The organism is Caulobacter segnis (assembly GCF_029543125.1).
GTDB lineage: Bacteria > Pseudomonadota > Alphaproteobacteria > Caulobacterales > Caulobacteraceae > Caulobacter > Caulobacter segnis_D.
Genome location: NZ_JARQWW010000002.1, coordinates 355,534 through 381,732 on the forward strand (window position 1 = coordinate 355,534; position 26,199 = coordinate 381,732).

The window sequence follows — 26,199 nt, forward strand, 5'->3', positions numbered from 1 at the left end:
ATGGGTCACATCCAGAAGGAATTTCGCGACGCCAACGCCGCCGCCGCCGGCGTCGAACTGAAGCTGTATGGCGACGGCGCGAGCCTCGATGACTTCGCCCGGCTGCACGCCGAGGGCCGCGTCACCGGCTTCACCACCAATCCGACCCTGATGTACAAGGCCGGCGTCACCGACTACGCCGGGTTCGCCAAGCAATTGCTGGCCCTGATCCCCGACATGCCGATCTCCTTCGAGGTGTTCTCGGACGAGTTCGAGGAGATGGAGCGCCAAGCGCGCCTGATCGCCGGCTGGGGCGAGAACGCCTACGTCAAGATTCCGATCACCAACACCAAGGGCGAAAGCAGCCTGCCGTTGGTGGAGAAGCTGTCGCGCGAAGGCGTGAAGCTGAACGTCACCGCCATCCTGACCCTGACCCAGGCCGCCGGCACCGTGGCCGCCCTGGACCCGAACGTCCCGGGGATCATCTCGATCTTCGCCGGCCGCATCGCCGACACCGGCATTGATCCCATGCCGATCATGCGCGCCGCCGTGGCCATGGCCGCCGAAAAGCCGAAGGCCGAGGTCCTGTGGGCCAGCACCCGTGAAGCCCTGAACATCTATCAGGCCCGCGAGTGCGGCTGCCACATCATCACCGCCACGCCGGACATCCTGAAGAAGATGGACCAGATGGCCGGCATGGACCTGGACGCCCTGTCGCTGGACACCGTGGCCATGTTCCGCCGCGACGCCGTCGCCGCCGGGTTCACGCTGTAATCATGACCAAGCGTCGCGCCGTCTTCCTCGACCGCGACGGGGTGCTGAACCGCGTCGTCTGGCGCGACGGCAAACCCGCCTCGCCGCGCCGCCCCGAGGAGCTGCAGATCATCCCGGGCGTGGAGGCCGCCCTGCGCGACCTGAAGGCCGCGGGCTTCTTGCTGTTCGGCGTGACCAACCAGCCGGACGTGCGGCGCGGGCTGATGAGCAACGGCGAGCTGGACGTGCTGCACGCCATCCTCGACGACGCCCTGCCGATCGACGAGATCGCCGCCTGCCGTCATGACGACCGCGACGGCTGCGGCTGCCGCAAGCCCAAGGCGGGCCTGCTGCTCGACCTGGCCCAGCGCTGGGACGTGGATCTGCATCGCTCGTGGATGGTCGGGGACATGGACCGCGACACCACCTGCGGCCGAGCCGCCGGCGTGCGCACCATCCTTCTGGCACGCCCCTACAACAGCGGCGCCGGCGCCGACAGCATCGTCGACGACCTCTACGCGGCCGCCCGCGTGATCCTTCAAGACGTCTACCAGAAAGCCTGATCCCCCATGTTCGTCGACCACTTCCTCGATGCGGTGAACCGCGCCGTCGCCGGCCTCGATCGCGCCCAGATCGACGCCATGGCGCAAGTCCTGGCCGGACGCCGCGAAGCCGGCGGCCGCCTGTTCATCATCGGCGTCGGCGGCAGCGCCGGCCACGCCAGCCACGCCACCAACGACTTCCGCAAGATCTGCGGCTTCGAGGCGTACTGCCCGACCGACAACGTCTCGGAGCTGACCGCCCGCATCAATGACGAGGGGTGGGAAGGCACGCTGTCCACCTGGCTGGAGACCAGCCGCCTGAAGGCCGAAGACGCCCTGCTGGTGTTCTCCGTCGGCGGCGGCAGCGTCGAGCCGCCGGTCAGCGCCAACATCGTGCGCGCCCTGCAGCTGGCGCAGCAGCGCGGCTCGGCGATCACCGGCATCGTCGGCCGCAACGGCGGCTTCACCGCCCAGGTCGCCGACGCCTGCGTGGTGATCCCGACCGTCGATCCGCAACTGATCACCCCGATCGTCGAGGGCCTCGCCGCCGTGGTCTGGCACCTGCTGGTCAGCCACCCGGCGCTGTCCCTGCACAAGGGCCATTGGGAGCAGATCGCCCCCGTCGAGGCCCCGGCCGCCGAATGATCTCCACGCGCACCCCCCTGCGCGTCACCCTGGGCGGCGGCGGCACGGACCTGGAAAGCTACTATCGCCACGGCGGCGGATTCATCTTCGCCATGGCGCTGGACAAGTACATCCACATCACCGCCCACCGCCCGGCCTTCGAACGGCGCGTGCTGATCCACGGCCCGCACCCGGAAGCCGCCGACCGCAGCCTGGACATCCAGCACGAGCTGGTGCGCGAGGCGCTGCTGCGCCACGGCCTGCATGACCGTGTGGAGCTGGCCTCCATCGCCGACATCGCCGGCGGCACCGGCCTGGGCTCATCGAGCTGCTTCCTGGTCGGCTTCCTGCACGCCCTGCACGCCCTGAAGGGCGAGCGCCCGACGCCGGCCCAACTGGCGGAAGAGGCCTGCACCCTGGAGATCGACGTCCTCAACAAGGGCATCGGCAAGCAGGATCAATACATGGCCGCCTTCGGGGGGCTGACCACCCTGGACATCGCGCCGGACGGCAAGGTGACCGTGGGCAAGGTCGAGCTCGACCCCGAGGTCGAGGCCGCCTTCGTGCGCCACACCCACATCTACTACACCGGCCTGCGCCGGGACGCGGCCGTGATCCTGGAAGACCAGCACAAGGCCATGCTGGGCGCGGACGAGCAGGACGAGGCCCGCCGCAAGACGCAGGAGAACCTCGGCTTCATCAAGGACCTGGGCTACCGTATCCGCGACGCGTGGAAGGCGGGCGACCTGGAGGGCTGGGGCGAGATGCTGCACGAGCACTGGACCCACAAGAAGAAGCTGTCCTCGAAGATCAGCTGGCCGCACATCGACGCCATCTATGACGAGGCGCGCAGCGCCTATGGCGTGACCGGCGGCAAGGTGATCGGCGCCGGCGGCGGCGGCTTCCTGATGCTGTTCACGCCCGGCGACGGCGAGGCGCTGGAAGCCTTCATGGTCCGCAACAACATGCCCCGCCTGCACTATGGCGTCGATCACGGCGGCACCCGCGTGCTGGAAGCCGTCGGCTGATGCCAGAGAAGCCGGTGATTGGGCGGCCGGCAAGCGAACGGCCGGTGATCGCGCCCATGCGGGCCCGCGCGCCCCTGCGCCTGGGTCTGGCCGGCGGCGGCACCGACCTTTCGCCCTACTGCGACCAGTACGGCGGGGCCGTGCTGAACGTCACCATCGACCGCTTCGCCTTCGCCCATGTGAGCCCTTCGGCGGACGGCCAGATCGTGTTTCGCGCCAGCGATCTGGGCGAGGAGGAGCGCTACGCCCCCGGCCAGGAGATCGACGGCGGCGCCGGCCTGATCCTGCACAAGGCGGTCTACAGCCATTTCGTGGAGACCTATCTGGACGGCGTACGGGTTCCGCTGGTGGTGTCGACCACGGCCGACGCCCCGCCCGGATCGGGCCTGGGCTCCTCCTCCGCCGTGGTGGTGGCGCTGATCGAGGCGTTCCGCGCCGCCCTGGACGCGCCGCTGGGGCCGTATGAGGTCGCGCGCCTGGCCTTCGAGATCGAGCGCCTGCGCCTGGGTCTGGCCGGCGGCCGGCAGGACCAGTACGCCGCCGCCTTCGGCGGGCTGAACTACATCGAATTTCTCGACGGGGAGCGGGTGGTGGTCAATCCGCTGCGCGCCTCGCGCGACCATCTGATTGAGCTGGAGTCCTCGCTGGTGGCCTGCTTCACCGGCCAGTCGCGCCGGTCGGAGACGATCATCCGCGAACAGCTCAAGGGCCTGAACGCCGACGACCCGGTGACCCTGGAGAGCATGCACGCCCTGAAGGCGGACGCGGCCTCCATGAAGGCGGCGGTGCTGGCCGGCGACGTGCGCGAGGTGGCCGAGATTCTGAACCGCTCCTGGCGGGCCAAGAAGCGCACCGCCAGCGGGGTCGCCACCAGCGAGGTGGACCGCCTGTACGACCTGGCCATGGCGGCCGGCGCCTGGGGCGGCAAGGTGTCGGGCGCCGGCGGCGGCGGCTTCCTGATGCTGCTGACCGATCCGGAGAACCGCTATCGCCTGGTCGAGGCGCTGAACGCCGCGGGTGGACAGGCCGGGGCGGTGAAGTTCACCTATGACGGCGCCGAGGCTTGGCGCGTGCGCCGGTAGAGCCGAACCCATGAAGCAGTGCGTGATCCTGGCGGGCGGCCGCGGCACGCGCCTGGGCGCGCTGGGCGAGAACCTGCCCAAGCCGTTGCAGCCGGTGGCCGAGCGGCCGTTCCTGGCCCACCTGTTCGCCAAGGCGGCGCGGAGCGGCATTTCGGAAATCCTGCTGCTGGCCGGATTCAAGGCGCAGATGATCGCCGCCTTCGCCGAGGACGAGGTCCGCCGCTATCCGGGCGTGAAGGTATCGCTGTCGATCGAGCCGGAGCCGCTGGGCACCGCCGGGGCCCTCGCGCATGCGAGCTCGAAGCTCGATGAGCGCTTTCTGCTGGTCAATGGCGACACCTGGTTCGACTTCGACTGGCGGGCGCTGAGCGTCGGCGAGCCGGCCTTCGCCGCCGTGGCGCTGCGTCATGTGGAGATCGCCGACCGTTACGAGACGGCGCAACTGCACGGCGGCATGATCACGGCGCTTGAGCCGCGCGATCCGCAGCGCGCCGAGGGCCTGATCAACGGCGGCGTCTATGCCATGGACCGCAGAGCGATTTTGGCTGGCGAGGTGTCGCTCGAGCAGGAGACCCTGCCGCGTCTTTGCCGCGAGGGCCGCCTGGCCGGCGCCCGCTTCGACGGCGCCTTCATCGACATCGGCGTGCCCGAGAGTCTGGCCGCCGCGCAGGACATGACCTTTTCAAGCTGAGCGGCAAAGACCGTCACGAACATACAAGCGGGCGGCCGATGACAGGCGCAGGCTTCACCCATCGCAGCATCGAGCTGATGGGGTTCGCCATGATCCTGTTCTACTTCACCCTCTTCCACAGCGTGATCGCCCTGATCGCGCTCGCCTCCGGCCTCATGGCCGTCGCCGCCCTGCTGGGCGCGCACGTGCAGCGGTTCTGGACGCCGCTGTTCCTGGTCACCGCCGCGGGCACCACGGCCACCGGCTTCATGTTCCCGCTGCCGGGAATCACGCCGGCGGTGGCGACAGGGATCGTCGCGACCCTGGTGTTCGCCGCCATGCTCGTCGCACGGCTGCGCGGCTTCGCCGGCCTGTGGCGCGGCGTCTATCTGGGAAGCTTCGTGGCCCAGGTCTATTTCCTGGCCTTCGTGGCCGTGGCCCAGGCCTTCACCAAGATCCCCGTCCTGCAGGCCGCCGCCCCGACCCTGTCGGAGCCGCCGTTCGCCGCCAGCCAGGCGATCATGCTGGCGCTGTTCGTCGGCTTCGGCCTTGCGGTCGTACGAGGCCGGCGCGCGCCGACGGCGGTCGCCTGACCTACTGGTTGCGTCTCAGGCGGTCCCGCATCTGCTGGACCGCCTCCTCACGCCCCTTCTCGACCGAGCGCTGGATCACGGCCACATCGTAGTCGGCCTGGCTGGTGACACAGGTGAAATACTCGGTGACGGCCCGGTTATAGGCGGCGGCGGCGAAGGTGGTGTTGCGCGCGGGGCGCCGCGGCTCCTCGCAAACGGGCTTCCACACCACGCCGCCTGCCTGGGTGTCGAGGCGTCCCTTGGTGGTCTCCGAGGACTGAGCGCACACGGCGCCGGTCAGCAGAAACCACGAAGCGGCGGCCAGCAGCAGAACACGCATGGGAAATTCCCTGAGAAGGTGACGCCCGCTGTCGCTAGCGCGCGTCGCCTCCCGGGGGAAGCACCCTAGCCCCCGAACACGAACTCGCTCTTGTAGTAGCCGGCCCCCGGGGCGGTGATGTCGATGGCGAAGGGGGCCGAGCCGTCGGCCAGGTCGGTGAGCCAGGCGGCGTTGGAGCGGGCCATGACGCCCAGATCGCCCTTCTCGGCCTCCGCCAGCAGCCAGCCGACCATGGCCGCCTTGGTCCCCTGGCCGGTGAGGCCGTCGCCCCCGTAGCTCGCGAAGTAGGCGTCGCGCCCGCCCGACAGCAGGGCCGTGACCTTGGCGTCGGTGGGGGTTCCGCCGAAGATCTCGGCATAGGCCTTCTTGGTGGCGTCGAAGAGGCTCAGACTTCCGAACTCCGTCTGGAAGGCCGCCTTGCCTTCCCCGTCCCGGCCCAGGTTCACCGCGAAGTTGATGTAGCGGTTCTCCAGGTTGAAGGACTGGAAGTAGGCGGAGTTCAGATTGTTCGGGTTGGGGCCGGAGGCGGAGACCAGATAGTCGATGCCGCCAACGCTTGGGATCTTGCCGGTGAAGAACAGGTAGCTGAGCGTCGCCACCGAGGTGGTCTGGTCCGCCGCCTTGACGATCTCGGCGATCGCCGCCGCCTGGGTCAGAGCTCCCGCCGAGACCTTGGCCGAAAGGTCGGTGGCCAGAGCGCTATTGGAGCCGCGCAGCATCGCTCTTGTCGCAGCCAGGATGGTCGGATCAGCCGAACCCGGAAGCGGCGCGGTGTTGATCACAGTGTAGGTCGTGTAGGCGGCGGGCTCTGTCGTCGGCCACTTGCTGAAGGGAGTTTGGACCTGCGCGACGAAGTCGATCGCACCCTTCCCGTCGAGATCGATCGGGAACAGGCGCGCAGGCAGGGGCCGCTGCTGGAAGGGCTCCGTGTCCTCATAGCCGGCAAGCTGATAGGGTTTGACGTCCGCGTAGACAGTCTGGGCAAGCCAGGTGAACTTGCCCGTGCCGTCATTGAGCGCAATTGCGGCGCCGCCCCCGACAACCTTACCATCTTGGGTCTCGTGGTCTGTGCTGTGGCTAAGGTCGATGTCGCCGTCGCCATCGAAATCGGCGAGATAAATCTCACCTTCGCCCCACCACTTGTCGCGTGGACCGTTGTCGATGCGGGAGGCCGTCTCGTCGACAAACTGGCCCGAGCCTTTGTTGATCAGGATCTGGACCCCAGCGCCCCGATAGTAGGGCTCCGATCGGGTTTGGGTGACGATGATGTCGAGCTTGCCGTCGCCGTTGACGTCGGCCATTTCCGCATCGTTAGGCTTGGTGTTGGCCCCGTACAGACCTTGGGGGATCGTCTGCAGTTGCCAGCCTGACGCCTGCCCGTTCCACCGCGAAAGCGCCAGCACCTGGGTCCCGTCGATATAGGCCGCGAAGATGTCGGCCTTGCCGTCGCCGTCCACGTCGCCAATGGCCGACGCCGTCAGGATCGTATGGCCGGGCTTGACCGCTTCGGGCAGGGCGCCGGTGGCGGCGGTGAACTTCCCCTTGCCGTCGTTGAGGAACAACAGCTTCCCGCTAAAGAGGTCCTTGTCCCCGTCACCATCGACATCGCCCACGGAAATCTCATGGCCGACCGCATAACCCGCAGGCGGAGCGAGAGCTTCCTGACCCTGGATGTTCGTGGTGGCGTTCATGATCCGGCCGCCGGGGGCCGACAGCATCAGGATGATGGGATCGTACTTAGTCGTGTAGGTCCCGTCGGTGTTGCGCTGGTTCATCCCTTCGCTGGCCTGAACGATGTCGTCCACGCCGTCGCCATTCAGATCCGCGACGGCGAAGCGCTGCCCCTTGAAGATGGCGGGAATGGCGTCGGCCTCGGCGCTCGTCGCCAACCGCAGCCCGCCCTTGCCGTCATTCAAATAAAGGCTCGGCGCCACCATCGACTGTCGAGGAACGGTGTGTGGGAACGCCACCCAGCCCAGGATGATGTCCTGCCGTCCGTCGCCGTTGAAGTCGCCCACCCCGCTATAGGGCATTCCCAGGCTGAATATCCCCGCCTCCTGCCGGTCATTGGCGGTGGGATAGTAGTAGACACCGTGATCCTCGCGGATGGACCGGGTCTCAATGCCGAACTGGCCGACCTTGTAGAAGGCCGATGCGGCCGGCGGCTTTGTGGTGCTGAGCGTTACCATGAAGACTGCTCCTTTGATCAACCGCCGAACACGAACTCGCTCTTGTAGTAGCCGGCCCCCGGGGCGGTGATGTCGATGGCGAAGGGGGCCGAGCCGTCGGCGAGATCCGTGAGCCAGGCGGCGTTGGAGCGGGCCATGACGCCCAGATCGCCCTTCTCGGCCTCCGCCAGCAGCCAGCCGACCATGGCCGCCTTGGTCCCCTGACCAGCAAGGCCGTCGCCGCCATAGGAGGCGAAGTAGGCGTCGCGGCCGCCCGACAGCAGGGCGGTGACCTTGGCGTCGGTGGGGGTTCCGCCGAAGATTTCGGCATAGGCCTTCTTGGTGGCGTCGAAGAGGCTCAGGCTTCCGTAGTCGGCCTGGAAGGCGGCCTTGCCTTCCCCGTCCCGGCCCAGGTTCACCGCGAAATTGATGTAGCGGTTCTCCAGATTGAAGTTCTGGAAGTAGGCGGAGTTCAGGTTGTTCGGATTGGGGCCCGAGGCCGAGACCAGATAGTCGATCCCCGCCGAACCCGGGATCTTGCCGGTGAAGAACAGGTAGCTGAGCGTCGCCACCGAGGTCGTCTGATCCGCCGCCTTGACGATCTCCCCGATCGCCTGCGCCTGGGTCAGGGCCCCGACGGAAACCTTGGCCGAGAGGTCGGCCTCCAGCGCCGCGTTCGAGCCGCGCAGGATGGAGGCGATGCCGGTGGTCACGGCGGGAACGGGCTGGTTCGGGCCGCCGCTGGTCAGGCTGACTGTGCGGTCGGAGAACCGCAGGGCTTCGATGCCGACCAGCGTATCGGTCCCGTCCGGCGAGCCGGCGCGGTTGTCCGTCACCGTCCAGCCGTTGGCGGTCTGGATCCAGGTGTAGCTGGCGGAGGCGCCGTCATAGACGACGGTGTCCGTGCCGGCTCCGCCGTCCAGGCGGTCGTTGCCGCCCACGCCGTAGAGAACGTCCGCGCCGGAGGAGCCGGTGATCTCGTCCGCGCCGGACAGGATGCTGCGCACGGCGGCCTCGGTGTCGTCAGCGGCGAGCCAGGCCAGGAACTGCGGCACCGAGGCGCTGAAGTCGCTGGCGGTCCAGACCAGGGCGTTGCCAACGCGCACCTCAATACGGTTCAGCGTGCCGCCGGTGATGTTGGAGCCGGCGTAGGTGAAGCTGCCGATGAAGGTGTCCGTGTCGCCGCCGCCGTAGCCGATCACGATCTGGGTCGGCGTGGCGCTGAGGATGTCCCCTTCGGCGATCCCGCCGATATCCATGTCGAACATGTTGAAGCCGGCGACGGCTCCCGCGGTGACCTTGGCCATGAATCCCTCTCCAGGCTGTTCGGAGAGACTTGTGTGTGGGGCGCGAAGGGGATCGCACATCCCCGTTTGGGGTATGTCGCGCCGCCTGCGTCATGAAGAAGAGCGTCTTAACAGCTGCGTTTTGCCCGGATTCCGTCGTTTCATGCCGCAAATGACCGCACCGGGCTCACAGCGCCGTGGACGCCGCCGGATTTCCCTGTGAAAAAGGCGCCCAAAATAACAGTGGGGGACGCATGAACCGTCTGTTCGCTTATCTCATCGTCGGATCCATGGTCCTCGGGATCCTCGTCGGCTGGATCTGCCACATCACGCTCCAGCCGGAGCAGATCGAACAGGTGGCCGCCGGCCTCAAGGTTCTGACCGACCTCTTCCTGCGCCTGATCAAGATGATCATCGCCCCGCTGGTTTTCGCCACCCTGGTGTCGGGCATCGCCCACATGGAGGATGCCGGCGCCATCGGCCGCGTGGGCGCCAAGACCATGGGCTGGTTCATCGGCGCGTCGATCGTGTCGCTGACCATCGGCCTGATCATGGTCCACCTCATCCAGCCGGGTTCGGGCCTGTCCCTGACGCCGCCGGCGGTGACCGAGGCCTCGGGCATCGAGACCACCGCCTTCACCCTGTCGAACTTCGTCACCCACCTGGTGCCGTCCTCGGCCATCGACGCCATGGCCAAGAACGAGATCCTGCAGATCGTGGTGTTCTCGATCTTCGTCGGCACGGCCGTGGCCGCCATCGACGACAAGGCCCCGGCGGTCCTGACCCTGGTCGAGCAGATCACCAAGATCATGCTGAAGGTCACCGGCTACGTCATGAAGCTGGCGCCGGTCGCCATCTTCGCGGCCCTGGCCTCGACCATCGCCACCCAGGGCCTGGGCGTGCTGCTGACCTACGCCAAGTTCGTCGGCGGCTTCTACCTGTCGCTGGGCGTGCTGTGGGGCGTGCTGTTCCTGGCCTGCTTCGCCTTCATCGGCGCCCGGGCCGTGGGTCTGTTCAAGGAGATCCGCGAGCCGGCCCTGCTGGCCTTCTCGGTCGCCTCCTCGGAAGCCGCCTATCCGCGCACCATGGAGATGCTGGAGAAGTTCGGCGTGAACCGCCGCATCGTCAGCTTCGTCCTGCCGCTGGGCTATTCGTTCAACCTCGACGGCTCGATGATGTACTGCACCTTCGCGGTGCTGTTCATCGCCCAGGTCTATGGGGTCGAGCTGTCCATCGCCCAGCAGATCACCATGCTGCTGCTGCTGATGGTGACCTCCAAGGGCATGGCGGGCGTGCCCCGCGCCTCGCTGGTCGTGATCAGCGCCACCCTCACCTACTTCAAGCTGCCGGAAGCCGGCCTGCTGCTGATCGTGGCGGTGGACCATCTGCTCGACATGGGCCGCAGCGGCACCAACGTGGTCGGCAACTCCGTCGCCGCCGCCGTTGTCGGCAAGTGGGAGAAGCAGCTTGGCCCGCCGGTGGAGACCGTGGAGCCTGTGAAGGGGCACTGAGCCCTTCGGCTTCCTTAGGGCCGCGTTAACCATGCCGGGCGACCTTCGGGACGCCCGGCGTTCGGCCGCGAAAGGCAAGCCCGTGAGAGTCACCTACTATTCGCACGCCTCATTCCGTCTGGTGACGGACCAGGGTGTGCGGCTGCTGTGCGATCCCTGGACCTACAACCCGATCCACAATCTGATGTGGCAGTTCCCCGAGTGCCCGATCGGCCCGGCGGACTATGTGGACCAGGACTACATCTACATCTCGCACAGCCACGTGGATCATTTCTGCCCCCTGACCTTGGGGCACATCCCGCGCCACATCCCGATCATCATCCGGGCCTATGGCGACCTGGACAATCCGATCCGGCCGACCCTGGTCGAGATGGGCTTTGAGACCATCATCGAGCTGCAGCACGGCGAGACGCGGCGCATCGAACGCGATCTGACCGTCACCCTCTATGCCGACCTGGGCACGGTCGACAGCGCTATCGTCGCCTCTGACGGACGGCACTCGGTCTTCCACCAGAACGACTGCATGATGCCGATCGAGGAGGCGCGGAAGATCGGCGCCGCGCACAAGGTGGACCTCGCCCTGCTGGGGGTGATCAACTCCAGCATCTATCCGACCTTCTTCGTCATGGACGAGACCCGCAAGAAAGCCGAGACCGAGGCGCGCAAGCAGCGCGTGCTCGACCGCAGCTCTGCATACGGCGAGGCGGTCGGCGCGAGGTTCGTCGTCCCCTGCGCCTGCGACATGATCTATATCCGGGTGCCGGACAGCGACGCCTATCTGGGCCCCCACACCTTCGACTTCCGGCGCGACGCCGCGGCCAAGAGCCGCCCGTTCACGGTGCTGACCATGGCGCCCGGCGACGAGCTCGACCTGGCCGAGCCGCGCCTTGACTTCACGCCCGCCTATTCCAGCCAAGAGGAGCTGATGACGGTGCTGGCGGCCATGCGCCGGCGGCCGGACGTCCAGGCCGCCATCGCCGCCCAGAGCCTTTGGGAGGACGGCTTCGTCCACGATCCGGCGGTCTACGAGGCCGCCATGATCGGTTACGCCGCCCATGTCACCGCCAACTTTGCGGATATGTTCAAGCACAACCTGGACAAAGTGCAGCCCCGCACCTGGCGCACGCTGTTCGCCGTCACGGATGGCGAGGCGAGCGTCGGCTACGAGATCGCCCTGGACTTCGCCGCGGGAACCATGCGCTTCACCCGCGCGCCGCACACCCTGGATCCCGCCGGCCGCGACATGGTCATGGCCTTCGACGCCAAGTGCCTCGCCATGCAAATGGCGGGCGTGATGGATATTTCGGACATCCGCTCCGGCTGGGCGTTGATCTATCGTCCAGGCGCCTTCACTCCCGAGGAGGTCGCCTTCTGGCACGTCATGACGCTGTTCAACGCGTATCTGAAAACCCGGGGCGCGTTCAGCCGCGAGCATGCCTTCCCGGGCCGCGTCTCGACGGTGTTCAAACCGGACGCCGCCCTCGTGAACGCCGCCTGATCCGATGAGCGAGACACCAAAGTTCAAGGTCGCCGACACCCCCATTCCCGGCGTCCGTCGGCTGGAGCCGGCCCCAAGCAAGGCCTACCTCCACGAGTTCTACGCCTCGACCTACTACGAGGCCCTGGCGCCCGACGACCGCCGGCTGAACGCCGATCCCGACGCTGTGGAGGAGATGCGCTGGCTGCGGGAGTCGGAGCACGCCGATATCATCACCACCTTGCGCGAGCTGGGAGCCGGGCCGCGCACCCTGGATATCGGCTGCGGGCTGGGTGAGCTGGTGGCGTCGCTGGCCGCCGCCGGGTTCGACGCGCGCGGCATCGACCCGTCGACCATGGCGGTCAGGCACGGCCGGGAGCTTGGCCGCAACCTTATCGAGTCGGATCTGGAGCCTTATGCGGACGATAAGGCCAACCACGGATCAGCCGACGTGGTCACCCTGTCCAACGTGCTCGAACACATTCCCCACCCGGCGGAGGTGCTTAAGCGGATGCGCAATCTGCTCGCCCCCGGCGGGCTGGTGATGATCCGTGTTCCCAACGACTTCAGCGCCGTGCAGGAGCAGGCGCGGGCCGCTGTGGACCAGAAGCCCTGGTGGGTCGCCATTCCTGACCACGTGAACTACTTCACCGCCGAGGGGCTGGAGAATTTCCTGACCGCCGAGCGGTTTGAGGTCCTGCGCCGGACGGCTGACTTCCCGCTCGAGCTGTTCCTGCTCATGGGCGAGGACTACACGCGCGACCGTGCGACGGGGAAAAGCTGCCACCAGCGGCGGCGGCGGCTTGAGCTGGCCATGGGCCAGGAGCTGCGCATGAAGTTCAACCGCGCCATGGCCGGCATCGGCATGGGCCGCAACACGATCGTCTTCGCCCGCCCGCTCTAGGCGTTTCGAAGCTCCGAGGGCTTGTGGGCGGCCCGGGCGCCGGTCTTGCCGCTTTCGACGATGTACTGGGGATCGTCCTTGGTGGCGGCCACCTTGTGACCCTTGATGTGCGTGGCGCGGGTCTGCTTGCGGACCACCTCGCCCGTGGCGGTCCCTTGGCTGTGGTCCCACTTCACCTTGTCGCCGCCCTTGAAGGTCTTGTCGGTCATGACGCGCTCCTCTGACCGAAGCGCAATGAAGAAGGGCGGCGGGAGTTCCGCTCCCGCCGCCCTTCTCGATGTCCGTTACGGCTTGGCCTATTCGACCAGGGCGGCGGCTTCGCTGCGCTTGGCCAGCATCTGGTCGAAGTTCGACCACACGCCTTCATTGCCGTGCCATTGGCCCTTGGTGGCGGCCTTGGAATACTCGGTGGCGCGGGCTTCGAAGAAGTTGGCGTGCTCCACGCCCGACAGCAGGCTTTGCAGCCAGGGCAGCGGGTTTTCCTTCACGCCGTAGACTTCCGGCAGCTCCAGCTGACGCAGGCGCCAGTCGGCGATGAAGCGGATGTACTGCTTGATGTCGTCGGGGGTCATGCCCTGGACCTCGCCGGCCTCGAAGGCCAGGTCGATGAACTTGTCCTCCAGGCCCACCACGTGCTTGCAGCAGTCGACGATGTCGTCCGCCACGGCCTTGGTGACGCACTGCGTCTCCTTGTTGAAGGCGTGGTAGAGCTTGATGATGCCTTCGCAGTGCAGGCTTTCGTCGCGCACCGACCAGGACACGATCTGCCCCATGCCCTTCATCTTGTTGAAGCGCGGGAAGTTCATCAGCATCGCGAAGGACGCGAACAGCTGCAGGCCCTCGGTGAAGCCGCCGAACATGGCGAGGGTGCGGGCGATGTCGGCGTTGGTGTCGACGCCGAACTGCTGCATGTAGTCGTGCTTGGCCTTGAGGGCCTCGTATTCCATGAACGCGCCGAACTCACTTTCCGGCATGCCGATCGTCTCGAGCAGCAGGGCGTAGGCGGCGATGTGGATGGTCTCCATGTTGGCGAACGAGGAGAGCATCATCTTCACTTCGGTGGGTTTGAAGACCCGGCCGTAGCGTTCCATGTAGTTGTCGGCCACTTCCACGTCCGACTGGGTGAAGAAGCGGAAGATCTGCGTGAGCAGATTGCGCTCCTTGTCGTTGAGCTTGGTGGCCCAGTCCTTCAGGTCTTCGCCCAGCGGCACCTCTTCGGGCATCCAGTGGACCTGCTGCTGCTTCTTCCAGAAGTCATAGGCCCACGGATAACGGAACGGCTTGTAGCCGATCGACGAAGTGAGGAGTCCAGGCGTTTGGAGCGATGAGACGGTCATGGCGGGCAGCTCGACGAGTCGGAAGGTTCGAGTGAAGCAAGCACACCATCGCGCAACATCTTGGGTGCGTAAAGCACCTGGAAACCATATTTAGCGTTTCGATCCACAGGAGTCCGGAATGATCCACAAGCCCGAAATCTTGACCGTTTATGGCGCGGCCGGCTCCGGCTCGATCCCGGTGGAGGCCGCCCTGACCCTTTTGGGCATAGAGCACGCGGTGGTCGAGGCCCCGACCTGGGAGGGTGAGGCGCAGCAGGCCAAGGTCGCTCCCGTCAATCCGATGCGGCAGGTGCCGGCCCTCGTCTTCCCTGATGGCGAGGTGATGACCGAAAGCGGCGCCATCCTGACCTGGCTGGCCGACAGCCACCCGGAGGCGGGCTTGGCCCCCGGCCTGACCGATCCGCGCCGCAAGCAGTTCCTGCGCTGGATGACTTACATCCCGGCCAGCATTTATTCGATGTTCTGGGTGCGGGACGAACCCTCCCGGCTGGCCGAGGGCGCAGAGGCCGAGAAGGTGATCGAGGCGCGGACCCTGGAACGCATCGCCGATTGCTGGCGGATGATGGACGCGCAGGTCGAGCCGGGAACCTACATCCTGGGCGAGCAGCTGACGGTGCTGGACCTCTATGTGACCGTGATCAGCCGCTGGCGCCCGCGGCGGCGGCGCTTCTACGAGGTCGCGCCCAAGCTGTCGGAGGTGGTCCGGCGTGTGGACGACCACCCGCTGCTGCGGGATTTCTGGGCCAAGCGGTTCCCGTTCGAGGACGGCTGGGAGGGCTAGGCGGCCCGGATGAAGACGCCGACCTGCTCCAGCACTTCACGCCCCAGGGCGATCTGGCCGGCGAACAGGACGAAGGCGTGGATGGTCCCTTCCACGCAGCGATAGGTGGTCGGCACGCCGGCGGCGGCCAAAGCCTCCGCATAGGCGCGGCCTTCATCCACCAGAGGATCGAGCGAAGCGGTGATCACCAGGGTCGGCGGCGAATTGGCCCGCAGCATCTGCGGCGCCGACAGGGGCGAGCCGGCTGCGGTGTCCTGATCTTCCGGTCGGGAGAAGTACTCCGTCTCGGCCCGGATGATGTCGAAGTGGCGCAAGAACCACCGCCCGTCGCCCAGCGCCGAGCGCGAGGCGAAGTCCGCCCGGGTGCTGGCGCTGGTCACCGGATAGATGAGGACCTGCCCGGCCAGGGGCACGCGGGCGCGCTGGCAGACCGAGGCGGCCAGGTGCCCGCCGGCGCTGTCTCCGGTGACCACAATCCGCTTGGGATCCGCGCCCAGCCTGGCGGCATTAGCGGCGGCCCAGACGAGCGCCGCTTCGCAGTCCAGAAGCGCGGCGGGGAAGCGATGCTCCGGCGCGCGTCGATAGTCGACATCAACGACGATGCAGCCGCCCAAGGCGCAATAGGCGCGGACAACGCGCTCATAAGCGTCAGGATCGCCCAGCACCCAGCCGCCGCCGTGGATGTGCAGCAGCAGAGGCAAGGAGCCCTTCGTCTCGACCGGCCAGTAGATGCGAAGCGGCAGCGGTCCGCCGGGGCCGTCGATAAGCAGAGACTCGACGCGCCCGACCGGCGTGGGGTCCGGCCCATAGAGGGCGGCGGCCGCCGCCAGCCCCTCGCGCCGCTCCTGGACCGTCGGCTCCGCGGGCGCGGCGGCGAAGTCCCCAGCCATGCGCGCCAGCAGGCGTTCGGTGTCAGGATCGACGTAAGGGTCCGACATCGGCGCTAGAACGCGACGCCGATGGTGGCCGACACGGTGCGCGGGGCGCCGAAGTAAGCCAGTTGGTAGCCGAGCGAGTCCGACAGGTCGAAGCCCTGCTCGATGTAGCGCTTGTCGGTGAGGTTCTTCACGCCGGCCTGCACGAACCACTTGTCGCGGGCGTCCTGCCAGCGGGCGAAGGCGTCCACCAGGACATAGCCCTTCTGGGCCAGGATCTCGCTGCTGGAGACCGTGCGGTAGGTCTTGCTGCGGAAGGCGGCGTCGGCGCCGACGGTGAGCGAACCGCCATCGGCCAGGTCGAAGCGGTAGTTCGCCCCGATCTTGCCGTCCCACTTGGGCGCGTTGACCAGTTCGCGCTGGTCGCTGATGTCGCGCCCGCCGGGGCCGATGTACTCGTCGTAGCGGCCGTCGAGGTAGCCGAGCACGAAGTTCAGGGTCAGGGGCCGGATCGGACGGGCGACCAGCTCCAGCTCCGCGCCCCGGATGGTGGCGGCGCCGGCGTTGGTGAACAGGGCGGTGAAGGCGCCGCTGGAGTCCGCGGTGAAGCTGGAGAGCTGCAGGTCTTTGTAGTCGTTCCAGAAAACCGCGAAGTTGGCGGTCAGACGGCGGTCCAGCAGGGTCGACTTCAGACCCGCCTCGTAGGCCCACAGGGTCTCCGGATCATAGGGACGGGCGCCGGCGGCGTCGTTGGCGCGGCCGTCGAAGCCGCCGCTCTTGAAGCCACGGCTGACGCTGGCATAGGCCAGCACGTCGTCGCTGATCTTGTAGTCCAGGCCGAAGCGCGGGGTGAACGAGCTCCACTCGTCAGAGGTGTCGATGAAGGTGGCGAAAGGCCCCTGATCGTACGGCACCGGGAGGGTCGTGACCGTCGGGGCGAAGAACTTCTGGGTGCGGAAGAAGTCCTTCTTCTCGTGGGTGTAGCGCAGGCCGGCGGTGACCGAGAGATGGTCGGTCAGGCTGTAGGTCCCCTGGCCGTAGGCGGCCCAGCTTTCGTTGTGCTGGTCGTTCTGCGAGCCGGTCACCAGGCTGATGGCCGGGCCGAGCAGGCCGCTGAAGGTGTCGTCATGCTCCTTGAACCAGAACAGGCCGCCGACGGCGGTGAAGCGATCGCCGGTGTAGTTGAGCTGGAGCTCCTGGCTGATCTGGTCCTGATCCTCCCGCACATAAACGCCGAAGATCGCCTGGGTGGTGGCGTCCAGGTCCAGGTTGGAGTCGTAGGACATCTTCCGATAGGCGGTGATCGACTTCAGGCCGACCGCGTCCGACAGCTTCCAGTCGGCCACCAGCGACACCCCGGCGGTCGACAGATCGGCCAGGGTGTTGAAGCTGGCGTTGACGTCGAAGGGATTGTTCAAGGTCGGCGGCGCGCCGAACACGGCGGTGGCGCGGGCCGGGGTGCGCGAGCGGTCAGGCCGGTCGCGCGATCCGTCGATGTTCAGGCGCAGGCTGAAGTCCTCGCTGGCCCGGTATTCGAAGGCCAGGCGGCCGGCCAGCAGGTTCTTGTCCCCGTCGGTCCGGCCGTCGAGGGCGTTCAGGCTGTAGCCGTCACGGGCGGAATAGACGAAGGCCGCCTTGGCCAGCAGCTTGTCCTGGACCAGGGCGCCGCCCACAGAGCCCTTCAGCTCCACGCGCTCGTAGTCGCCGACCGTGGCCTCCAGCGCGCCGGCGAAGTCGTTGGTCAGCGGCTTGGAGACGAACTTCACCGCCCCGCCGATGGTGTTGCGGCCATAGAGGGTGCCCTGCGGGCCCCGCAGCATCTCGATCCGGTCCACGTCATAGACGTCGAGGAAGGCGCCCTGGGCCCGGCCCAGATAGACGTCGTCCACATAGACGCCGACGCCCGGGTCGGCGAAGGCGAGGCTGTCGATCTGGCCGACGCCGCGCACATAGACCACGGCGTTCGAGGCGTCGCCCTCGTGGATGGTCAGGTTGGGCGCCGAGCCCTGCAGGTCGCCGACATTGGTCGCCTGCATGTTGCGCAGCGCGGTCGAGGAGAAGGCGGTGACGGCGGCCGGCACGTCCTGCAGGCGCTCGTCGCGGCGGCGGGCGGTGACGACGATCTCGTCCAGGGCCGCGGCCGCGGTCTCGTCTGAAGCCGTCTGGGCCCGAACCGGGCCGGCGAAGGCGACGGCGAGGGCGGCGAGCGAAGCTCCCGCCATCAGCAGGCCGCCGACGCGGCGAAGGCGGGCGCGGCGCGCGCTCGATTGAATGGTCATGTGTCCCCCCCAAGGGCGTGCGCCGATCAATGCGGCGTCTATCCGGTCAGGGTGATCGGTTCGGGGGCCGACGACTATCGTAGAGTTTAGCGGGGATTTGCCCGTAAAATCTGCGGCTAAACCGCGTCGCGGACCATGCGCAGGGTGCGCTCCAGATGGCCGCGCATCATGGCCTCCAAGCGCGGGGTCGGACGCACGATGGCGGCGCGGCCGTCATCGCCGGCCTTCTCCTTGGACAGGAAGCCGTCGGTGACGGCGCGCTTGATGCGCTCCTCGCGCGTGCGGCTGGAGCCGCTCTTCATGAACTGGCAGGCGGCGCTGACGGTCATGGGCTTGCCGCGCCAGTCGGCGATCATGCAGCCCACCAGCAGGTACCAGAACTCCTGGGTGAAATAGCCGGGGCGCTTGTCGAAGGTCTCGTCCCAGTCGCGAGCATAGCCCTCCAGGGTCTGGGCCCAGGCGATCAGCTCTTCGTTGGACAGCGTCTGCGACATACCCGGAATCATTCAACGACTCGCCGGCAAAAGGCCAGAGGCCGCGCGAAGGTCGGCGAGCGGCAGGCCCCTGCGGTCGGATCGCCCGCACGGCCTTCGCCGGGGGCGCGATTATTGGCGAGTGAACAAAGCCTGGCGGTCGTGGCGTGCAGGCCGTCGCCCGGCCGGCGCCCGCATGACCGACGCGCCAGGTCCCGCGGCGGCGCATCTTCTTTGATTTTCATGGAAGACGGTGGTGCCGCTTACAGGACTCGAACCTGTGACCCCCTCATTACGAATGAGGTGCTCTACCAGCTGAGCTAAAGCGGCGCCGGGTCCGTGAGGACGCTGGTAATCGGTGCTCCGCCAGATCCGAGGATCCAGGGAAGCGGCTATTTAGCGGCGCGCGGGCCGTTTGCCAAGCGTCGACGCGCACCCGGTGTGCGACGGGCGTTCGGCGGGGGCGGAGGCGGCGTCTCGCCGACAGGATCAGCGTAGTCCGGCGCCCCCGGATCGTCCGGCACCGGGATCAGACCGGCGCCGCTTTCGGCGGCCTTGAGGAAAGAGGCCTGGTCTCCATGGTCGGTATAGGACAGCGGCAGTTCCGGCAGGTCGCTGATGGTCCGCTCGCTGCGCTCGAAGCGCGGATGGATCAGCTCGCCCGTCTCGCCATAGGTGGCGACCAGACGCGTCCAGTCCTCGCGGGTGTAGGCGAAGGCGTGGCCTTCGGGGTCCAGGTCGGACCAGTCGGCCTCCTGCGGCGCGCCGACGCCGCGCGCGATCCAGGCGCGGGCCTCGTCGGCGTCGCCATTGGCGTAGGCCACGCGGGACATCAGGCCGGCGAAGCGGGCGGTGGGCGCCTCGGCGTCCAGCAGGCGGGCGGCGGCGCGGGCGGCCACCGGGTCGCCGGCCAGCAGGGCCTGCTCGATGCGCAAGATGCGGCTCTCGCGGGCCGATGGATTCAGCTGGACCAGGCTCATCAGGCGCGCGGCGCGGGCCTTGGGCGTCTCGTTGGTCTTCAGATCGCGGTAGGCCAGCCAAAGGGCCGGATGGGGCGAGGCCTTCCAGGCCGACTCCAGCACACTGGCGGCGCGCGAGGCCTTGCCGTCGGCGGCCAGCAGGCGGGCGGCCATGACCACGCCAGGGGCAAAGTCGGGCTTCAGCTTCACGGCCTGCTGGGCGAATTCCAGGGCCTGGGCCTGCTGACGCGGATCGGCGGAGGTCTCCATGCGGGCGGCCGAAGCGGCCAGCAGGGCGGCGCGGGTGCGGTCCGCCACCAAGGGCGGGACGATCTTCCGTTCCTGTGCGCCCTGGACCAGATCCAGGGCGGCCGCCCAGTCGCCAGCCTCCAGCCGGTGCTCCAGCAGGGCGCGCCAAGCCCAGCGGGCGGTGCGGGCCAAGCCGTAGGCGGCCTGGGCGTGGCGCAGGGCGCCGGTCTCGTCGCCCTCGGCCTGGGCCGCATGCATCAGGCCCTTGAGGCCCGCGAGGCGCATGTCGGGGAAGCCGAGCATGGCGGTGTAGGCGGCCTTGGCGGCGGCGGTGTCGCCGGCGGCCTCGGCCGCCTGGGCGGCGAGCACGCGGGTCAGGACCGGCGCGTCCTCGGCCAGATCGACAGCCTTGCGCGCCAGACGGCGCGCTTCGGAGCCGTCGCCGGCGGCGACGGCGAGGTAGCCGCGCGCCAGAACCTCCATACCCTGTTTGCGGCGGCTTTCGGCGCGGGCGCGGGCGGCGCGCTTGGGCGCCTCGATCAGCCAGAGGACCAGCTTCCAGCCCATGGTCGCAGCCAGGGCGGAGAAGAGCGTGATGAGGGCGGCGGCCGCGGCCGTGGTGTCCACGCGCCAGCCCAGCCAGGTCAGGCTGGCGTGGCCCGGTTCGCCGGTCAGGGCCATGGCGGTCACCGCCACGGCGGCGACCAGGAACAGGACGAGCGCGGTGCGGATCATCTCGCCGCCCTGCGTGTCTGGGCGAGATCGGCCAGGGCCTCGCCGCGGATGACGGCGATGCGGCGGTCCACCTCGGCGCGGCGCTCGGCGCGCAGACGCCAGTCGGTCAGGGTCGTGCGCACGCGCTCGGGCAGGCGGTCGACCACCTGCAGCGCGCCCTCCACATCCCCCTCGTCCATCAGCCGCTGGGCGCGGGCGAGCATGGCGTCCGGGCTCGTGCCCGTGGTGGAGCCCACGTAGCGGACGGTGACGATGGCGGCCAGGGCGTGGGAGGCGCGGGCCCACAGGCCGGCCCCTTCGCCCGGATCGCGGGCGGCGACCGAGGCGCGCGACGCGGCGTCGTCCAGTTCCTCGGTCAAGGCGGCGCGAGTGGGCGCGCCCGTCTCGGCCAGGCGGCGCAGACCGCGCACATCGACGGAGATCGGCAGGACAGCCTCGACCTGGGACAGCTCGCGATCGAAGGGACGGGAGCTTTGGGCGGCCTCGGACAGGGCGGCCACGGCGAGCGCCGCTCCGGCGGCTTCGGTCAGACGGGCCTGGCCGGCCTCCAGATCGGCGATGCGGCCCTCCAGGGCGGGATCGGTCGTGATCGGAGCGGCGGGCCGGGACGCCGGCTCAAGCTCAGCGGTCGGGTGACGGCTGGCCGATTCGGGCGCCGCGGGCGCTTCAGCCGGCGCGGCTGATTCGTTTAGCACGCCAGGCCCGGTCAGCTTCGGTCCGAACTTGGCCAGGCCGTAACCGCCGGCGATGCACAGGACGCCAAAGGCGATGGCCACCCAGAAACCCGGCCCCATAAGGCGCGGACGCGCATAGATCGTCGGATCCTTGGGCGGGGTGATCTCGGTCGGGTCGGGCGCAAGCGTCATGACAGGCCGCGAAGTTTCAAGAGGCGACCAGCCTAGTCCGGTTGCCTGTCTATAAGATTAAGCAGGGCGGTCTCGATGGGGAACGGGGCAAAAGCCACGCCGCCCAGTTTCCCTTTGGCCTGTGGCGCCTTCAACGGCGCCGCGGCGGCGCGCGAGATGCACAGGGCGCGCAGACGCGGCGCGGGCTGGCGGCCCAGGATCGGCGCCAGGGCCTTGGCCGCCCGGGGCGAGTGGACGAGCACGAGGTCGATGTCGCCGAGAGCGTCGAGAAGCGTCTTGCCGGGCTTCTCCACCACCGTCTCGTAAACCGCCACAGCCAGCGCGGAGACACCCGCTGCGCCCAGGGCTCCGACCAGATCACCGGCCGGCTGGGCGGCGGCGGCGTGCAGGACGATCCCCCCGATCTCCCGCCCCCGCGCGGCGATGGCGGCGGCCAGGGCGTCGACGTCTCCGTCAGCCGACAACACGCCGGTGAAGCCGGCGGCCTTGGCGGCCTCGGCCGTGGCGGCGCCGACGGCGAAGGCGCGCAGTCCGCGCTCCGGCGAAAGCTTGGCGAAGGCGCGGACGCCGTTGGCGCTGCTGAAGGCCAGGGCTCCGACGCCGTCCAGATCGATAATGGGTGAGAGGTCGCGCACCGACAGCAGCGGCGCGATAACGGGCTCATGACCCAGATCCCGGAGGCGTGCGGCGGTGGCGTCGGCGCCAGGCTGAGCCCGGGTGATCCAGATGCTGCGCCCCGCGGCCAAGGTCAGACCGTCCAGATCAGGGCGTCGCCGCCCTCCGCCCGGACCGCGGCGCCGAGCTCCAGGCCCAGCTCCACGGCGGCGCGTTCGCCGCCCTCGGCCGGCAGGACCACCGCGCCTTCGCGGCGGAAACGGCGGGTTCCGTCGGGCGTCAGCGCCTCGACCACCAGGTCCAGACGCTGGCCGTCGATGCGGGCATAAGCGCCGACGGCGGTGCGGCAGGAGCCTTCCAGCGCGAACAGGGCGCCGCGTTCGGCGGCCACGGCCAGGGCGGTCTGCGGGCAGCGCAGCGGCGCCAGCCAGGGGGCGTGGAAGTCCTCGGTGCGGGTTTGGATGGCCAGGGCGCCCTGCCCCGGCGCCACCGGCGCCTCGAACGGGTCGATCTGGCTGGCGGGCACGTCGCCCAGGCCCATGCGGTTCAGGCCGGACTGGGCCAGCAGGATGGCGTCGGCCTCGCCGGCCTCCAGCTTGGCAAGGCGGGTGTCGACGTTGCCGCGCAGCATGACGATCTTCAGGTCCGGACGGCGGTTCAGGCTCTGCGCCTGGCGGCGCAGGCTGGCGGTGCCCAGCACCGCGCCCCGCGGCAGGTCCTCCAGCCGGGGGGCGATCTTGCTGCAGAAGGCGTCGCGGACGTCCTCGCGCTGCGGCACGGCGGCGATCACGAGACCGGGCGGCAGTTCGGCCGGCACGTCCTTCATGGAGTGGACGGCGCAGTCGATGCGGCCGTCGAGGAGGGCTTCCTCGATCTCCTTGGTGAACAAGGCCTTGCCGCCTATCTCCAGCAGGCGGCGGTCCTGCACGCGGTCGCCTGTGGTGGTGATGACCGTGATCGGGGCCACCTCGTCGGCGGCTTCGGGCGGCGCGCCCAGGGCGGCGGCGATGCGAAGCTGCATCGTGCGGGTCTGGGCGAGCGAAAGCTTGGAGCCACGGGCGCCGATGCGGACGACGGAAGGCTGTTGCCGGACCATGCGGACGAAGCTACCTCGAAACGCCTATATGAAGGCGACCTAAGACGCCGCTGCTACAGGAGCGCCGGTTCCCCGGCAACCGATGACCGCCAGCCTCACCATTCTAGGCCTGGAGACTTCGTGCGACGAGACCGCCGCCGCGGTCGTGCGCCGCGACGCCGACGGGCGCGTGGAGGTGCTGTCGTCGATCATCGGCACCCAGTTCGAAAAACACGCCCCGTTCGGCGGCGTGGTGCCCGAGATCGCCGCTCGCGCCCATGTGGAGAGCATCGACGCCATCGCCGCGGAGGCCATGCGCGCCTCGGGCCTGTCGTTCGAGGACCTGGACGGCGTGGCCGCCACGGCCGGCCCCGGCCTGGTGGGCGGGGTGATGGTGGGCCTGGCCTTCGGCAAGGCGGTCGCCCTGGCCCGCGGCCTGCCCCTGTCCGCCGTGAACCATCTGGAGGGGCATGCTGTGTCCGCCCGGCTGGGGGCCGAGATCGCCTATCCCTTCCTGTTGCTGCTGGTCAGCGGCGGGCATTGTCAACTTCTCGAAGTGGCCGGGGTCGGGGCCTGCACACGTCTGGGCACCACCATCGACGACGCGGCGGGCGAGGCCTTCGACAAGATCGCCAAGAGCATGGGCCTGCCCTATCCCGGCGGGCCGGCGCTCGAGAGATTGGCCGCCTCCGGCGACGCCAGCCGCTACACCCTGCCCCGCGCACTGCTGGGGCGGGCGGGTTTCGATTTTTCGTTTTCGGGCCTGAAGACAGCCGCCGCAAGGCTGGCCGAGACGGTGACGACCGAGCAGGAGCGCGCCGATCTGGCCGCCGCCGTCCAGACCGCCATCGCCCGACAGCTGTCGGAACGCACCGACCGGGCCATGGCGGACTACAAGGAGCGCCATGCGGGCGAGGCCCCGCGTTTCGTGGTCGCCGGCGGGGTGGCCGCCAACGGAGCCGTGCGTGCGGCGCTGAAGGGGGCGGCGGACAAGCACGGCTTTTCATTCGACGCCCCGCCCCTGGCCTATTGCACCGACAACGCCGCGATGATCGCCCTGGCCGGCGCCGAAAGGCTGGCCCTGGGCGTTGAGGACGGCATGGACGCTCCGGCCCGTCCGCGCTGGCCGCTGGACGCGGCGGCGGCGGCGGCCAACCCAACCCACGTCTTCGGAAGAAAAGGCGCCAAAGCATGAGAAAAGCCGGAGTCATCGGTGGCGGCGCCTGGGGCACGGCCCTGGCCCAGGTCTGCGCCCGCGCGGGCCTGGACGTGGTGCTGCAGGCCCGCGAGACCGAGGTGGTCGCGGGGATCAACGCCACGCACGAGAACGCCCTGTTCCTGCCGGGCGTGAAGCTGGACGAGGCGGTCCGCGCCACCCGCGACTTCGCCGATCTTTCCGACTGCGACCTGATCCTGGCCGTGCCGCCGGCCCAGCACATGCGCGCCACCCTGGTCGCCTTCGCCCCGCACGCCCGTGAAGGCCTGCCCGTGCTTCTGTGCTCCAAGGGCGTTGAGCAGGGCTCGCTGAAGCTGATGACCGAGGTGTTGGGCGAGACGGTCCCGCAGGCGGTGGCCGCCGTGCTGTCCGGCCCCAGCTTCGCCGGCGAGGTGTCGCGCGGCCTGCCCACGGCCGTGACCCTGGCCTGCCCGGACGACGCCCTGGGCCGCGCCCTGGCCGAGGCCATCGCCACCCCGACCTTCCGCCCTTACCTCGCTGACGACATGATCGGGGCCGAGGCCGGCGGGGCGGTGAAGAACGTCCTGGCCATCGCCTGCGGCATCGTCGAGGGTCGGGGCCTGGGACGCAGCGCCCACGCCGCCGTCATCACCCGCGGCTTCGCCGAACTGACCCGTCTGGCCGTGGCCCTGGGCGGCGAGGCGACCACGGTGGCCGGCCTCTGCGGTCTTGGCGATCTGGTTCTGACCTGCTCCAGCCCGCAATCGCGCAACATGAGCGTCGGCCTGGCCCTGGGCGGCGGCAAGACGCTGCAGGAGGCCCTGGCCGGCAAACTGTCGGTGGCCGAAGGCGTCGCCTCCGCCCCCGCCGTCACCGCCCTGGCCGCCAGGCTGGGCGTCGAGACCCCCATCTGCGCCGCCGTCGATGCGATCCTGTCGGGTCGGGTCGATGTGGACGCCGCCATCGAGGGGCTGCTGTCGCGGCCCCTGAAGTCAGAGGAGGACTGAAGCCTTGGCCTATTTCATGCTGCGCGCCACCGACAAGCCGGGCACGGGCGACCTGCGTCAGAGCACTCGTCCGGAGCATCTGGAATATCTGGAAAGCCTGCCGCAGGTGTTCCGCATCGCCGGCGCCCTGCTTTCCGAAGACGGCCAGACCGTGGTGGGCTCGCTGATGATGATCGAGGCCGAGGATCTGGCCCAGGCCCGCGCCTATGTGGAGGGTGATCCCTTCGCCAAGGCCGGCATCTTCGCCACCACCGAGATCCTTCCCTGGCGCGTGGCCATCGGGAAGCCGGCCTGATCGAGAACTTCGCCCGCCCCGCGCCCGGGACCCGGCTCTGCGCCCTCGACGAGGTGGCCGAACCGGGGGCCAAGGGTTTTCGCTTCCGCACCGGCGAGGCGATGTTCGCCGGCTTCGTGGTCCGGCGGGCGGGGACGCTTGTCGGCTATGTGGATTCCTGCCCGCACGCAGGCTGGCCCCTGGCCATGATGGACCGCTATCTGACGCGGGACGGAAACGCCCTGCTGTGCGCGGGGCACGGGGCGCTGTTTCGCCCCGAGGACGGTTTTTGCACCGTAGGTCCTTGCGCTGGCGAAAGTCTGACGCCCTGGCCGGTCGCCGTCGAGGACGGCTGGATCGTCACGACCTGAGCGTCACCAATCCCGATTTCGTCGTTCGAGCTTTGCCGCAGAATATCGTCTCAGCTCGGACAATGGGGTCGACGTGCGGTCCACTTTGTTCTGCTGATCCCGTGGGCCGCCGCTACAGCGACTATGACATCCTCCTCGTGGTCAATCACGAGCAGCTGGCGGATTTCCCCGAGATCCGGGGAGAGGCCGA

The 26,199-nt window shown here is 68.7% G+C and carries 27 protein-coding genes and 1 tRNA gene; 15 read left to right on the plus strand and 13 right to left on the minus strand.

What is annotated here, in order from left to right; genetic code table 11:
* Genes P7B02_RS06420 through P7B02_RS06450 form a run of 7 tightly spaced genes read left to right on the plus strand, consistent with a single transcriptional unit; the run spans position 1 to position 5,271 of the window.
* Positions 1 to 753 carry a transaldolase gene (locus P7B02_RS06420; RefSeq protein WP_277785495.1) on the plus strand — a complete coding sequence of 251 codons (753 nt, stop codon included), beginning with the start codon at positions 1 to 3 and terminating at the stop codon, positions 751 to 753.
* Between the two features lie 2 nt (positions 754 to 755).
* A complete protein-coding gene (locus P7B02_RS06425) occupies positions 756 to 1,295 on the plus strand; it encodes a D-glycero-alpha-D-manno-heptose-1,7-bisphosphate 7-phosphatase (RefSeq protein WP_277785496.1) in 540 nt (179 codons plus the stop codon).
* 6 nt (positions 1,296 to 1,301) lie between these two features.
* Complete coding sequence (locus tag P7B02_RS06430; protein ID WP_277785497.1) at positions 1,302 to 1,919, plus strand: SIS domain-containing protein; 618 nt, start codon at positions 1,302 to 1,304, stop codon at positions 1,917 to 1,919.
* Positions 1,916 to 2,926 (plus strand): hypothetical protein, encoded by a 1,011-nt coding sequence (locus P7B02_RS06435; protein WP_277785498.1) that lies wholly within the window; start codon positions 1,916 to 1,918, stop codon positions 2,924 to 2,926. Before P7B02_RS06430 ends, P7B02_RS06435 begins: the two co-directional genes overlap by 4 nt.
* Positions 2,926 to 4,008 carry a dehydrogenase gene (locus P7B02_RS06440; RefSeq protein WP_277785499.1) on the plus strand — a complete coding sequence of 361 codons (1,083 nt, stop codon included), beginning with the start codon at positions 2,926 to 2,928 and terminating at the stop codon, positions 4,006 to 4,008. The genes P7B02_RS06435 and P7B02_RS06440 overlap by 1 nt, the downstream gene beginning before the upstream one ends.
* A gap of 10 nt (positions 4,009 to 4,018) precedes the next feature.
* Positions 4,019 to 4,699, plus strand: coding sequence for a sugar phosphate nucleotidyltransferase (locus tag P7B02_RS06445; RefSeq protein WP_277785500.1), 681 nt, complete (start codon positions 4,019 to 4,021; stop codon positions 4,697 to 4,699).
* 38 nt (positions 4,700 to 4,737) lie between these two features.
* Complete coding sequence (locus tag P7B02_RS06450; protein WP_277785501.1) at positions 4,738 to 5,271, plus strand: hypothetical protein; 534 nt, start codon at positions 4,738 to 4,740, stop codon at positions 5,269 to 5,271.
* A 1-nt stretch (position 5,272) separates the two neighbouring features.
* On the opposite strand, the gene P7B02_RS06455 is transcribed toward P7B02_RS06450, so the two are convergent.
* From P7B02_RS06455 to P7B02_RS06465, 3 genes are all read right to left on the minus strand, one after another.
* Complete coding sequence (locus P7B02_RS06455) at positions 5,273 to 5,590, minus strand: hypothetical protein (RefSeq protein WP_277785502.1); 318 nt, start codon at positions 5,588 to 5,590, stop codon at positions 5,273 to 5,275.
* A gap of 65 nt (positions 5,591 to 5,655) precedes the next feature.
* A complete protein-coding gene (locus P7B02_RS06460; RefSeq protein WP_277785503.1) occupies positions 5,656 to 7,779 on the minus strand; it encodes an FG-GAP-like repeat-containing protein in 2,124 nt (707 codons plus the stop codon).
* Positions 7,780 to 7,796: 17 nt separating this feature from the next.
* Positions 7,797 to 9,065: a hypothetical protein gene (locus tag P7B02_RS06465; RefSeq protein ID WP_277785504.1), complete on the minus strand. Its 1,269-nt coding sequence runs from the start codon at positions 9,063 to 9,065 to the stop codon at positions 7,797 to 7,799.
* Positions 9,066 to 9,298: 233 nt separating this feature from the next.
* Between P7B02_RS06465 and P7B02_RS06470 the strand changes: the two genes are divergently transcribed.
* The 3 genes from P7B02_RS06470 to P7B02_RS06480 all read left to right on the plus strand — a co-directional run bounded on the left by P7B02_RS06470 (position 9,299) and on the right by P7B02_RS06480 (position 12,936).
* Positions 9,299 to 10,555, plus strand: a complete 1,257-nt coding sequence (locus P7B02_RS06470; RefSeq protein ID WP_277785505.1) for a dicarboxylate/amino acid:cation symporter — start codon at positions 9,299 to 9,301, stop codon at positions 10,553 to 10,555.
* An 82-nt stretch (positions 10,556 to 10,637) separates the two neighbouring features.
* Positions 10,638 to 12,053, plus strand: coding sequence for an MBL fold metallo-hydrolase (locus P7B02_RS06475; RefSeq protein ID WP_277785506.1), 1,416 nt, complete (start codon positions 10,638 to 10,640; stop codon positions 12,051 to 12,053).
* Positions 12,054 to 12,057: 4 nt separating this feature from the next.
* Complete coding sequence (locus P7B02_RS06480; RefSeq protein ID WP_277785507.1) at positions 12,058 to 12,936, plus strand: class I SAM-dependent methyltransferase; 879 nt, start codon at positions 12,058 to 12,060, stop codon at positions 12,934 to 12,936.
* Here P7B02_RS06480 and P7B02_RS06485 read toward each other — a convergent pair.
* Positions 12,933 to 13,145 carry a DUF2945 domain-containing protein gene (locus P7B02_RS06485; RefSeq protein WP_277785508.1) on the minus strand — a complete coding sequence of 71 codons (213 nt, stop codon included), beginning with the start codon at positions 13,143 to 13,145 and terminating at the stop codon, positions 12,933 to 12,935. The genes P7B02_RS06480 and P7B02_RS06485 overlap by 4 nt on opposite strands.
* Before the next feature lie 87 nt (positions 13,146 to 13,232).
* Positions 13,233 to 14,273 carry a ribonucleotide-diphosphate reductase subunit beta gene (locus tag P7B02_RS06490; protein WP_277785509.1) on the minus strand — a complete coding sequence of 347 codons (1,041 nt, stop codon included), beginning with the start codon at positions 14,271 to 14,273 and terminating at the stop codon, positions 13,233 to 13,235.
* A gap of 118 nt (positions 14,274 to 14,391) precedes the next feature.
* On the opposite strand from P7B02_RS06490, the gene P7B02_RS06495 reads away from it, so the two are divergent.
* Positions 14,392 to 15,054 carry a glutathione S-transferase family protein gene (locus P7B02_RS06495; protein ID WP_277785510.1) on the plus strand — a complete coding sequence of 221 codons (663 nt, stop codon included), beginning with the start codon at positions 14,392 to 14,394 and terminating at the stop codon, positions 15,052 to 15,054.
* Here P7B02_RS06495 and P7B02_RS06500 read toward each other — a convergent pair.
* The 8 genes from P7B02_RS06500 to hemC all read right to left on the minus strand — a co-directional run bounded on the left by P7B02_RS06500 (position 15,051) and on the right by hemC (position 23,201).
* Positions 15,051 to 15,992, minus strand: coding sequence for an alpha/beta hydrolase (locus tag P7B02_RS06500; RefSeq protein WP_277785511.1), 942 nt, complete (start codon positions 15,990 to 15,992; stop codon positions 15,051 to 15,053). The two genes, P7B02_RS06495 and P7B02_RS06500, sit on opposite strands and share 4 nt — an antisense overlap.
* 5 nt (positions 15,993 to 15,997) lie before the next feature.
* Positions 15,998 to 18,208 carry a TonB-dependent receptor gene (locus tag P7B02_RS06505; RefSeq protein ID WP_277785512.1) on the minus strand — a complete coding sequence of 737 codons (2,211 nt, stop codon included), beginning with the start codon at positions 18,206 to 18,208 and terminating at the stop codon, positions 15,998 to 16,000.
* 116 nt (positions 18,209 to 18,324) lie between these two features.
* The gene (locus P7B02_RS06510) at positions 18,325 to 18,702 is read right to left on the minus strand and encodes a hypothetical protein (RefSeq protein WP_277785513.1); all 378 of its coding nucleotides are present in this window, start codon (positions 18,700 to 18,702) and stop codon (positions 18,325 to 18,327) included.
* Positions 18,703 to 18,935: 233 nt separating this feature from the next.
* A tRNA-Thr gene (locus tag P7B02_RS06515) sits at positions 18,936 to 19,011 on the minus strand.
* A 62-nt stretch (positions 19,012 to 19,073) separates the two neighbouring features.
* Positions 19,074 to 20,624 (minus strand): heme biosynthesis protein HemY, encoded by a 1,551-nt coding sequence (locus tag P7B02_RS06520; protein ID WP_277785514.1) that lies wholly within the window; start codon positions 20,622 to 20,624, stop codon positions 19,074 to 19,076.
* The gene (locus P7B02_RS06525) at positions 20,621 to 21,490 is read right to left on the minus strand and encodes a COG4223 family protein (RefSeq protein WP_277785515.1); all 870 of its coding nucleotides are present in this window, start codon (positions 21,488 to 21,490) and stop codon (positions 20,621 to 20,623) included. Before P7B02_RS06525 ends, P7B02_RS06520 begins: the two co-directional genes overlap by 4 nt.
* A 32-nt stretch (positions 21,491 to 21,522) precedes the next feature.
* A complete protein-coding gene (locus tag P7B02_RS06530) occupies positions 21,523 to 22,236 on the minus strand; it encodes a uroporphyrinogen-III synthase (protein ID WP_277785516.1) in 714 nt (237 codons plus the stop codon).
* Positions 22,237 to 22,238: 2 nt separating this feature from the next.
* Positions 22,239 to 23,201, minus strand: coding sequence for a hydroxymethylbilane synthase (gene hemC / locus P7B02_RS06535; protein ID WP_277785517.1), 963 nt, complete (start codon positions 23,199 to 23,201; stop codon positions 22,239 to 22,241).
* An 82-nt stretch (positions 23,202 to 23,283) separates the two neighbouring features.
* Here hemC and tsaD point away from each other — a divergent pair, with 82 nt between their 5' ends.
* From tsaD to P7B02_RS06555, 4 genes are read left to right on the plus strand one after another with little or no spacing between them, the layout of a single operon-like run.
* Complete coding sequence (gene tsaD, locus P7B02_RS06540) at positions 23,284 to 24,375, plus strand: tRNA (adenosine(37)-N6)-threonylcarbamoyltransferase complex transferase subunit TsaD (protein WP_277785518.1); 1,092 nt, start codon at positions 23,284 to 23,286, stop codon at positions 24,373 to 24,375.
* Positions 24,372 to 25,364, plus strand: coding sequence for an NAD(P)H-dependent glycerol-3-phosphate dehydrogenase (locus P7B02_RS06545; RefSeq protein ID WP_277785519.1), 993 nt, complete (start codon positions 24,372 to 24,374; stop codon positions 25,362 to 25,364). The genes tsaD and P7B02_RS06545 overlap by 4 nt, the downstream gene beginning before the upstream one ends.
* A 4-nt stretch (positions 25,365 to 25,368) precedes the next feature.
* A complete protein-coding gene (locus tag P7B02_RS06550) occupies positions 25,369 to 25,659 on the plus strand; it encodes a YciI family protein (RefSeq protein ID WP_277785520.1) in 291 nt (96 codons plus the stop codon).
* Entirely contained in the window at positions 25,656 to 26,009 is a 354-nt protein-coding gene (locus tag P7B02_RS06555; RefSeq protein ID WP_431355802.1) for a Rieske (2Fe-2S) protein, read from the plus strand. The genes P7B02_RS06550 and P7B02_RS06555 overlap by 4 nt, the downstream gene beginning before the upstream one ends.
* Positions 26,010 to 26,199: the final 190 nt, after the last annotated feature.

Excerpts from the sequence above, each read along its gene's own strand:
- P7B02_RS06420 (WP_277785495.1), top strand. The coding sequence starts at position 1 with ATGGGTCACATCCAGAAGGAATTTCGCGACGCCAACGCCGCCGCCGCC.
- P7B02_RS06425 (WP_277785496.1), top strand. The coding sequence starts at position 756 with ATGACCAAGCGTCGCGCCGTCTTCCTCGACCGCGACGGGGTGCTGAAC.
- P7B02_RS06430 (WP_277785497.1), top strand. The coding sequence starts at position 1,302 with ATGTTCGTCGACCACTTCCTCGATGCGGTGAACCGCGCCGTCGCCGGC.
- P7B02_RS06435 (WP_277785498.1), top strand. The coding sequence starts at position 1,916 with ATGATCTCCACGCGCACCCCCCTGCGCGTCACCCTGGGCGGCGGCGGC.
- P7B02_RS06440 (WP_277785499.1), top strand. The coding sequence starts at position 2,926 with ATGCCAGAGAAGCCGGTGATTGGGCGGCCGGCAAGCGAACGGCCGGTG.
- P7B02_RS06445 (WP_277785500.1), top strand. The coding sequence starts at position 4,019 with ATGAAGCAGTGCGTGATCCTGGCGGGCGGCCGCGGCACGCGCCTGGGC.
- P7B02_RS06450 (WP_277785501.1), top strand. The coding sequence starts at position 4,738 with ATGACAGGCGCAGGCTTCACCCATCGCAGCATCGAGCTGATGGGGTTC.
- P7B02_RS06455 (WP_277785502.1), bottom strand. The coding sequence starts at position 5,590 with ATGCGTGTTCTGCTGCTGGCCGCCGCTTCGTGGTTTCTGCTGACCGGC.
- P7B02_RS06460 (WP_277785503.1), bottom strand. The coding sequence starts at position 7,779 with ATGGTAACGCTCAGCACCACAAAGCCGCCGGCCGCATCGGCCTTCTAC.
- P7B02_RS06465 (WP_277785504.1), bottom strand. The coding sequence starts at position 9,065 with ATGGCCAAGGTCACCGCGGGAGCCGTCGCCGGCTTCAACATGTTCGAC.
- P7B02_RS06470 (WP_277785505.1), top strand. The coding sequence starts at position 9,299 with ATGAACCGTCTGTTCGCTTATCTCATCGTCGGATCCATGGTCCTCGGG.
- P7B02_RS06480 (WP_277785507.1), top strand. The coding sequence starts at position 12,058 with ATGAGCGAGACACCAAAGTTCAAGGTCGCCGACACCCCCATTCCCGGC.
- P7B02_RS06485 (WP_277785508.1), bottom strand. The coding sequence starts at position 13,145 with ATGACCGACAAGACCTTCAAGGGCGGCGACAAGGTGAAGTGGGACCAC.
- P7B02_RS06490 (WP_277785509.1), bottom strand. The coding sequence starts at position 14,273 with ATGACCGTCTCATCGCTCCAAACGCCTGGACTCCTCACTTCGTCGATC.
- P7B02_RS06495 (WP_277785510.1), top strand. The coding sequence starts at position 14,392 with ATGATCCACAAGCCCGAAATCTTGACCGTTTATGGCGCGGCCGGCTCC.
- P7B02_RS06500 (WP_277785511.1), bottom strand. The coding sequence starts at position 15,992 with ATGTCGGACCCTTACGTCGATCCTGACACCGAACGCCTGCTGGCGCGC.
- P7B02_RS06505 (WP_277785512.1), bottom strand. The coding sequence starts at position 18,208 with ATGACCATTCAATCGAGCGCGCGCCGCGCCCGCCTTCGCCGCGTCGGC.
- P7B02_RS06510 (WP_277785513.1), bottom strand. The coding sequence starts at position 18,702 with ATGTCGCAGACGCTGTCCAACGAAGAGCTGATCGCCTGGGCCCAGACC.
- P7B02_RS06520 (WP_277785514.1), bottom strand. The coding sequence starts at position 20,624 with ATGATCCGCACCGCGCTCGTCCTGTTCCTGGTCGCCGCCGTGGCGGTG.
- P7B02_RS06525 (WP_277785515.1), bottom strand. The coding sequence starts at position 21,490 with ATGACGCTTGCGCCCGACCCGACCGAGATCACCCCGCCCAAGGATCCG.
- hemC (WP_277785517.1), bottom strand. The coding sequence starts at position 23,201 with ATGGTCCGGCAACAGCCTTCCGTCGTCCGCATCGGCGCCCGTGGCTCC.
- tsaD (WP_277785518.1), top strand. The coding sequence starts at position 23,284 with ATGACCGCCAGCCTCACCATTCTAGGCCTGGAGACTTCGTGCGACGAG.
- P7B02_RS06545 (WP_277785519.1), top strand. The coding sequence starts at position 24,372 with ATGAGAAAAGCCGGAGTCATCGGTGGCGGCGCCTGGGGCACGGCCCTG.